Genomic DNA, 8,324 nt, shown 5'->3' on the forward strand with positions numbered 1-8,324 from the left:
CTACTCACTTTCAATATGAATATCACGAAATTATTCTCATCAGGTGTGTTTGGTATTGTTAGTATTTTTTTACTCAAGTCAATACCCGTTTCTGCTCAACCGATACAGTCTGTTTCTAGCACTTACAACTCGACTTCTGATATTCAAATTCACTTTCAACCCCCTCATTCAACATCCGATGTCGCAGATAATGGAAAACCCAAAACGGAGGGAACAGGGACTCGCAGTGGAAATAAATGTCTGGCTACAAAAATTCCGTTAACTGTTTTAACAGGTCAATCTAGCTCTTTATCTTTAACAGCGAGTAGTCATCCCACTTTTTTTGTTTATGTACCTTATACCTCAACTGAGGTTTCCTATGGTGTTTTTTCGCTTTATGATGAACAAACTAAACAAGAAGTTTGGAATGTTGTTTTTCAGCTATCCAAACAGCCTGGAATCATTAGCATTCCCTCTCCTAAAGATCAAAAACCTTTAGAATTGGAGAAGAATTATCGCTGGTTCTTTGAGTTGCATTGCGCGAAAAATGATGCTATTAATCAAGAACCAATGATGGTGAGGGGAAAAGTGAAACGGGTTTCTAGTGAGGGTTTTGAGACGGAGTTAAGTGCAGCAACACCTCTAGAAAAAGTGGCGATCTATGCTAAACAGGGTTTATGGTATGATGCTATTGGTCAGTTAGCAACTCTACAACAAAGTGATCCGCATAATTCTCAACTCAACACTCTATGGGTAGAACTTTTAAAAGCCTCAAATCATCAGCAACTCAAACCTATTTATCAGGAGTCTCTTGTCGGAGATATTATCCTGAATTTATCATCACACATTGAGGAGAATAGATCAAATTAAAGGTCAATTAATCATTCTCCTTATGTGCAATTTTATCGTTTCTTTCTAGAAGGAGTGAAAGAGGGATGATCATCAAAAGCAGCGAGATAAGATTTGATCATTAGACTGTTGCTTTGATGAATAAAAGTTATTTTTTAAAATACTTTTCTAACAAATCTGTTCCCTCATCACCCATCTGTTCTAAGTGACGCTGAATTAGCATTAAAGCCATACGAGTCGGTTTCGTGCGTCCGTTTTCCCAGTTGTTAACGGTTTGAAAGACAACACCCAATTTTTGTCCAAACTTTTCTTGTGATAAGCCTAAACGGTGTCTCAGAGTGCGAATAAGAGTTGGAATTTCAGAGGTGGTAACTGACATGGCAATAAGAAAAACTCTATCTTTAAGATAAACAATCCCAGATTATAAAGTCAACCGTAGTTCCACTGAACTTTTAAAGTTATTTTTTGTCAAAACAAGAATTCTTTAAGTGAATTTACGGAGAAAATTTTTTTTAGCCCAAATCTATCTTTCTCTCGGGAATGACTAAAACGAACGAGAACCCCCCTCAATTGCACTATTGGCTATGGCTTGTAAGTCTTCTAAGGAGCCGTTTTTCAGCGTCACTCGATAGAGAACCCCTTGATATCTCCATTCCACTAAAGCAGTACAGTACAGTCTACAACCATTGTAATATTGTCCTTCGATCCCATTGGCGAGTAATATCGTTTGATATTGACTTCTTGAATCTGACTTCGGAGGGGGTGGTGTCAGCATTCCAGAAGATTCTGCACTCATTCCCCCCTGACGACAAGCAGTAGCACGACAGTTCGGTGTTGCGGTAAAATTGATCAAATAGCCTTGAGGATTAACTTTCTCCTCAAAAAATACACTTCCCCGATCCGAGGGAAAATTAGAAGGAAGTAAAATCGGTACTGATGTTCTTCCTTTCATTTTAGTAGTCATTTCTTGGACGGGAAATTTAATCTCTGCTTGGGCTGACGGCGACAAAAATAATGAGGGAGTCGCACAAAGACTCAAGCTAGCCAAAAAAGTCAATGCTTTGTTCTTCAACAGGGTTTTCGTCAATTGAGCGATTTGCAGCATAATTTATCCTTTGTGATCGCGAAATTGCTTCTATTTCTAGCTTAGAATTATCAAGGGCAATTAGCCAATCGTAGGATTACTGAACTTTCTGGCTGAAATCTGTATACAAATATGACAAACTCCCGTAAAATTACAGAAGGCTTATAATTGAGTGCTGAAATAGATCGAAGCAAACTTCAATTATCAAAACTCCTTCTACTCATCCCCTTATTCCTTCCGAAACCCCAAAAAGTGAACCTGTTAAACTCAATTCATTACAACAAATAATCCTAAGTCTTAGTCGCTAAAAACGAGGTCAACCGAATCATGAATTCCCCGACTGATCGCGAACGCTATATCACCTTCATCGAAGACATCCTCACCAGTATTCTCAAAGGAAAAATTGCTTCTAAAGAGTTAATCTATAAACGCCTCGCCGATGAACTCAAACCCGGAACCGGAGAGATCTTTGAGCGATGTTTGATGGAAAAAATCACAGTTCTAGAATCTCAGGTTGAAAGCGAATCTGATGAACTCAAACAAGCCAAAGCCACTCGACTACTGCGTGCAGTTAAAATGGTGCAGCAATCTTGGGAACAATGGCAAAAAAAACATCAAGCTCAAAATAAATGTAGCGGTGCAATTCGACAAATTCTAGAGGTAGAAGCGAGTCAACGGCTTTCGGTTCTCCTACAAATTCTCGATCCCAATCAATCCTATGTTTTCAAACATCCGCAAATTCGACAACTGGCGATCGCCCTTCAGCAAGAAGCCGAGGGGTTAACCGATGAGTCGGAAGCCTTTGAATTGCGCCAGTACGCCTCTGGACTTCTCGAAGGTTTAACATCCGTCACCGAGTTAGAACCTCATTTAATGAGTTGGGTTTATGAACTTCCCAACAGCACTCTCGGTTTTGGAGATGTTTCTGAAAGTCATGGCCCTTGGAAAACTTGGGCGAAACAAGTCAGCAGTCCTCTGGCCAAAGAGTTATTTACCAAACAAGCCCAAAATCAATCTGCGGCTTTCGTGGCTCAAGCTCAGAATACCATAGACTGGAAGGCTTGGGTGGGGTTAATGCTAATGATGCGGGACTTACAAACGGGTTTAGTCGCCTGGTTTGATAAACAAGCCTACAGCGCTAAAGCGGGACAAAATTTGTCGGGTGTGACTTTTATGGTTTTTGCGATGGTTTGGTGTGAACTCAGCCAGGGGTTTAAAGCCGCGTCATTTCAACCCAACACTGAACGTCTTTCTCAGGCTTGTTTTCAAATGTCGCTACAAATTTTACGCACTTTTGCTCAACGAGATAATTTTCCGCTTTATGGCGGTGTATTTGCTTCTTTTTCCGGTGATGGTTTCCGAGAAACAATTAGTTACCTCGATCAACCGTTGAGTTTTGTCGAAAATGTTCAGGAGAAAGCTCGTATTCTCACTGTTTTAGGCTATTCTCAACACTGGATGGGCAATTACCAACAAGCATTAACTTTTCATCAAGAGGGTTTAGAATTGGCTCGTCAGACTGAAGATCGTCCCTGTGAAGTGGCAAATTTGAATCATTTGAGTCGCTTAAATTGGCGACAAAAAGATTATTCTCAAGCGATTGCTTTGGCTCAACGAGCATTAATTTTAGCTCGACAAATTGGCGATCGCAAAGGGGAAGCGCATTGTTTAGTCAGTTTAGGGTTTTGTGAAGTTCTCATGGCTCGACAAGAACGAGCAGTTACATTTGAGCAGCTAGAATCATCAATTAGTTATCTCGAACAAGGTTTAAAACTCTCTGAGAAGTTTAATGATTTGCTCAATCAAGCTTTGAGTTCTATCGGTTTAGGAATTGCCTATGTTATCCTCGAACAACCGACTCAAGCAGTCCCTCCTTTAGAACAAGGATTATCTGTTGTTCAGCAAGCCGGAGAGCGAGACTTACAAGCGTTAGGTTATGCTTATTTGGGTGAAGCCTATTATCAACTTCATCGAGAAGATTTAGCGGTTTATCATGCTTGTTTGGGAATGTATTTGCTCGAACAGCGAGGGGATATTCAATGGCGACAAGTGGCTGCATTGGTGATAATTTTAGAAGGAAAACTCGGGACTGAAAACTTTCAGAAAATTCTCTCCCAATATCGTTCTCAATTAATTGCTCAAATTGGGGTTGATGGATTAGATCATATCCCGAATTTAATTGAAAATTACCGAAAAGAAACTTGAACAAGTCCGTTCATTGAATTTATAAACATTAAAATTGGAGAGGAAAATTACACCTCTCCTTGAGCCTTTTATTAAAAAAAATCGTACCTAAACTCTAGGTAATAGCACGATAATCTCTAACTATTCTTCTATCCAAACAGAAACAGAACCGCCATTACAATGAAACTCAGCCCAACCCCATTCATTACTATAAATCGGGTCTTTTATATGTTCGGTTAGATCAATAAACTTAGTATTGGGTTTACCAACTTCCATCCATTTCCAACCCGGAACACTATCACTGATAATCACAGCCATTGCTTTTGGATGTTCACGATCTCCTAAACGAGTCCAACCAATGGTATTATAGTGATCAATATAATCATATTGTTCTCCATAAGCGTAGTGTTGACGAGCATAGAGAAGCTTGTCAATAATCCAACGATGCTCGGGTAAATAAATCGGATAACGATTCCCATCACGACCATAATCTTCGTATTCTGCGCCGTAATAGTCTGCATAAAAAATACAAGGATATCCTTCTCGTCGCAGTAGAATTATGGCATAAGCTAGAGGTTTAAACCAGGGTTCAACGGGGGCTTCTAAAGCTTGTAAGGGTTGAGAATCATGATTTTCAACAAAAGTCACCGCATGAGTCGGGCGTTCCTTCATCATCGTACCATTGAGGATATTTCGCATATCATAATGTCCGCCTGATTTACTCGCATAATAAAAGTTGTAATGCAAGGGAACATCAAACACTGACATTTTGCCTTCTACTGCATTCACATACCAATGTAATGTACCGATATCATTGTGCCAATATTCCCCCACAACAAACAAATCTTTGCCAACATAACGTTCAAGTTCATCAATCCAAATCGGGAAAAACCAAGAAGAAATATGTTTAATCGCATCGAGGCGAAACCCATCAGCGCCTGTTGTATCAAGATACCATTTCCCCCAACGGATTGCTTCTTCTTGAACTTCCGGATTTTGAAAGTCAAGATCACATCCCATTAAGTAAGCAAAGTTACCATTTTCTAAGGCAACATAGTCATCAAATTGTTTCCCTTCAAACAGATAAATGGTATCATAGTTGTGGGGATCGTTTTTGTTGTAATCTACGGCATCAAAATGCCACCAATGCCACTCGAAGTTGGAATATTTTCCTTTGCGTTCCGGAAAATTAAAATGGGTATAAGCTTGAATTTCTCGTTGTTCTCCAATGGGATGAAGACGGTCACTTTTACGGAAGGGAGTTGCTTTAACGGTTTCCGAAAAATCAGCCGCCATTCTGTGGTTAAGAACAACATCAGCATAGATTTCTATTCCGGCATTTTTGAGGGCTTGAATAGCATCTATATATTGTTGAGAAGTGCCGTATTTTGTACGAACTGAACCTTTTTGATCGAATTCACCCAAATCGTACATATCATAAACACCATACCCCACATCATTACCGCCACCAATGCCTTTGTAAGCAGGAGGAAGCCAGAGGGCGGTAATTCCCGCATCGGCTAATTCTTGGGCTTTATTTTTTACCTGTTCCCACAAAGTACCATCGCCAGGGATGTACCAGTGAAAATACTGCATGATTACGCCGTTGATAGACATGAAAATTGCTCCTTGTGTTGATTTGAGGGTCAGAAGTCAAGGAAAAATTGCTGTTAATTCACCCTGACTTCATCTACTATTTCACAAAAACTGCTATCTTTTACAGGTCTTCTACAACATAAACCGAATAATTTTACTAGAACTCGCCTGACTCTAATCGATGATTACTATTTTTGAGGTCGTTCACCAGAAATTATGAATGTAGAATTATTAATTCTGAAAGGAACTTCCGAATAGGACAACAAAGATCTCCGTCCTCTAAAAATTAATCCTTTTTATCATTCATAATTGATAATTTATCATTCATAATTCATCTCATATCCTAATCGAAACGTTCTGAACCTGTAGGTTCTTGATAGTTGAGTCCTCGTTTTTGATGACGATATTCACCGACTAAAGAATAAACCACTCTCCGCAGTCGATTTAATGCACCGACTGGACGATGAACCGCTAAACCATTCCAAGGAGAAAAACGTAAATTCTCACAAAAATCGCATTGTTTTTCCAGGTTAATCTGTTGATGTTTAACTGTTAAGCGACCGACCGTAAAGAAAGGAGATTCATCTTCATTCCAAAGGACTGTAACATCATCAATAGACATTTCCGGCTTGGTTTGCAATTGAATTTGAAAATCCCAACAATATTCAGCATCGGGTTTGGCTAAAGCTTGAATTAATTCTTCGCGGTAATGATTATCTTTTACTCCTTTACTTTTCGCCTGTTGGAGGTCGTTTTGGCTGCGAGATGAAAACGGTATGGGAGAGTGGGGAGGTTGGGGGGAAACGGGAGTAAAGGCATATTTAATCACGGCTGGATATTCAACTGGAACAACACCTGTTTTAGCCGGATCAAAATCGGGTTTTAGTCCCAATGCTGAGGCTGAACTACTCCAATAGCGTTCGGTGAGTAAACTCTGGGGATATCGGTTAGTAACCGTTTCTAGGTGTTTTTTTTGTTCGGGATGAAAAATCAACCACAAAATTGGAAAAATGCCTCCTTGAACGACTGTACTGAAAAAACCATAGTAATATTTAATGGTTTTCAAAAAAAAGTATTCAGCATTGTGTACAATAATATCTTGAGTATGAGACTCGTGACTTTGAGAAAGTCGTTCGCCTTCAACCCCGATAATTTTCACGGACATCGAACGGGTATCCGGCACATAATCTCCTTCACGTTTGCTGCGTCCATTGGCATATCTCAGCCAAACCGGATATTGTTTGGGTGTGGCGAGTAACCCTTGTTTGAGAGAAATATTATTGAGTATTGCTTCGGTTAATGAGGTTGTTTGACTTAATTGTTGTTTGATTTCTGCTTCATTAAAGTCAAATATTTCTAGGCTGGCTTGAACACAAGCATGACTTTTAATATGGGTATCTCGAAATGCTGTATCCGCATTTTTGTAGAGTTTATCCATATTATACTTGGTCTTTTTCAGCGTTAAATCAAAGTATTTTTGTTCTTCGTTTTCGGGATATTCTGTAAAAAGTTTCATGGTTTTAGAGTGAATTTTTCAAGTTGAAATGTTGGAAGACTTGAGTGTAGATTTTGCCGATCGCTTAGAGAGGAAATTAACCCTTACTCATTCACAAACGAGTAACTCCAGTTAATTGTAATAATTCCATCATTGTTATTATACAAGTTGGTTTGAGCGTTGTTCGCAAAATAAACGGTTTCATTGGGTTTGAGTTCAAATTCTTGCTCCGTTCCCCAGGCGACAACTTCATAGCGATCGCCATGAATTTTGAATGTCACCAAAGCAGCAGGAGGAGGATTTTGTTCTTGGTCTTTATTGACAAAGGTTAACTCCCAATTGCGGTATTCTTCCGGTGACATTTCTACATGACCATCGCCTGAGACCAACTCGGCAGATTGTCCATCATTGCCATAATTCCATTCACCAATAGCGAGAATTTTGACTTTGATTGTTTTGCCTTGATCATTGCAAATTCGAGGAGGGTGATCTGGATTAAGTTCTGTTTTGGTAATGTCAAAACCTATCTCTTTTAAAACATCATAACTAGCATAAACTTTGAGATCATCTCCTTCAGAAACTTGGGGTTGATTGAGATTTAAACGTTCGCTAATAAATTCCTCTAGTTTCTCCCCATATTTTGCTAATAAATTGGGAGGTCGATAATCCTGACGTTTTTGAAAACGAAGTACCACGCTATCATCAAGATCCTCAAACTTTTCACTAATTTCACGCAATGCTTTCCCTCCCAACGTTGTGATCCAACCAATAATATTCATAATCAGATCCACTTCTGGATCGGGTTGAATACCTGTGGGAATCGCACTGGGATCGAGGTCAAGACCCAAACCAAGTTGACCGATAGTATCCATCATCCACTTCAACGCACAATCGGATAAACCCCGTATCTCCTCGGTTCCACCCCCAATACAGCCATGATCACCCGGAAACCAAACTTGACGGACAACCTGGGTTTCACAATGACGACTTTTGGTCATCGGTGTAACAGAAAAAGCTTTGCGGGGTTCATCAATTGCAACAGCATGAAGTGCGTTTTCAATAATCGGACTGAGGGAGGTATCATGGAAAGTATATCGACGGTTAAATGTTTGGCTAAATAAACTCAATAACGGAACT

At 39.6% G+C, this 8,324-nt stretch carries 7 protein-coding genes; 2 read left to right on the forward strand and 5 right to left on the reverse strand.

What is annotated here, in order from left to right; genetic code table 11:
* Nucleotides 1-15 precede the first annotated feature (15 nt).
* Nucleotides 16-849, forward strand: a complete 834-nt coding sequence (locus tag L8106_RS25455; RefSeq protein ID WP_009787400.1) for a DUF928 domain-containing protein — start codon at nucleotides 16-18, stop codon at nucleotides 847-849.
* 127 nt (nucleotides 850-976) lie between these two features.
* Here the strand turns inward: L8106_RS25455 and L8106_RS25460 are convergent, their stop codons facing one another.
* Together L8106_RS25460 and L8106_RS25465 are read right to left on the reverse strand one after the other, a co-directional pair.
* The gene (locus L8106_RS25460; protein WP_009787401.1) at nucleotides 977-1,207 is read right to left on the reverse strand and encodes a DNA-binding transcriptional regulator; all 231 of its coding nucleotides are present in this window, start codon (nucleotides 1,205-1,207) and stop codon (nucleotides 977-979) included.
* 165 nt (nucleotides 1,208-1,372) lie between these two features.
* On the reverse strand, nucleotides 1,373-1,933 hold the full coding sequence (locus tag L8106_RS25465) for a hypothetical protein (protein ID WP_009787402.1): 561 nt from the start codon (nucleotides 1,931-1,933) through the stop codon (nucleotides 1,373-1,375).
* A gap of 306 nt (nucleotides 1,934-2,239) precedes the next feature.
* On the opposite strand from L8106_RS25465, the gene L8106_RS25470 reads away from it, so the two are divergent.
* On the forward strand, nucleotides 2,240-4,117 hold the full coding sequence (locus L8106_RS25470) for a tetratricopeptide repeat protein (RefSeq protein ID WP_009787403.1): 1,878 nt from the start codon (nucleotides 2,240-2,242) through the stop codon (nucleotides 4,115-4,117).
* A 120-nt stretch (nucleotides 4,118-4,237) separates the two neighbouring features.
* On the opposite strand, the gene L8106_RS25475 is transcribed toward L8106_RS25470, so the two are convergent.
* The 3 genes from L8106_RS25475 to L8106_RS30025 all read right to left on the reverse strand — a co-directional run.
* Entirely contained in the window at nucleotides 4,238-5,713 is a 1,476-nt protein-coding gene (locus tag L8106_RS25475) for an alpha-amylase (RefSeq protein WP_039897232.1), read from the reverse strand.
* 322 nt (nucleotides 5,714-6,035) lie between these two features.
* Nucleotides 6,036-7,208 carry a hypothetical protein gene (locus L8106_RS25480; RefSeq protein ID WP_009787405.1) on the reverse strand — a complete coding sequence of 391 codons (1,173 nt, stop codon included), beginning with the start codon at nucleotides 7,206-7,208 and terminating at the stop codon, nucleotides 6,036-6,038.
* Nucleotides 7,209-7,291: 83 nt separating this feature from the next.
* On the reverse strand, nucleotides 7,292-8,324 hold a 1,033-nt coding region (locus tag L8106_RS30025), incomplete at its 5' end, for a DUF2235 domain-containing protein (RefSeq protein ID WP_009787406.1).

Origin of the sequence: Lyngbya sp. PCC 8106, assembly GCF_000169095.1 — a bacterium.
GTDB lineage: Bacteria > Cyanobacteriota > Cyanobacteriia > Cyanobacteriales > Microcoleaceae > Capilliphycus.

Excerpts from the sequence above, each read along its gene's own strand:
- L8106_RS25455 (WP_009787400.1), top strand. The coding sequence starts at position 16 with ATGAATATCACGAAATTATTCTCATCAGGTGTGTTTGGTATTGTTAGT.
- L8106_RS25460 (WP_009787401.1), bottom strand. The coding sequence starts at position 1,207 with ATGTCAGTTACCACCTCTGAAATTCCAACTCTTATTCGCACTCTGAGA.
- L8106_RS25465 (WP_009787402.1), bottom strand. The coding sequence starts at position 1,933 with ATGCTGCAAATCGCTCAATTGACGAAAACCCTGTTGAAGAACAAAGCA.
- L8106_RS25470 (WP_009787403.1), top strand. The coding sequence starts at position 2,240 with ATGAATTCCCCGACTGATCGCGAACGCTATATCACCTTCATCGAAGAC.
- L8106_RS25475 (WP_039897232.1), bottom strand. The coding sequence starts at position 5,713 with ATGTCTATCAACGGCGTAATCATGCAGTATTTTCACTGGTACATCCCT.
- L8106_RS25480 (WP_009787405.1), bottom strand. The coding sequence starts at position 7,208 with ATGAAACTTTTTACAGAATATCCCGAAAACGAAGAACAAAAATACTTT.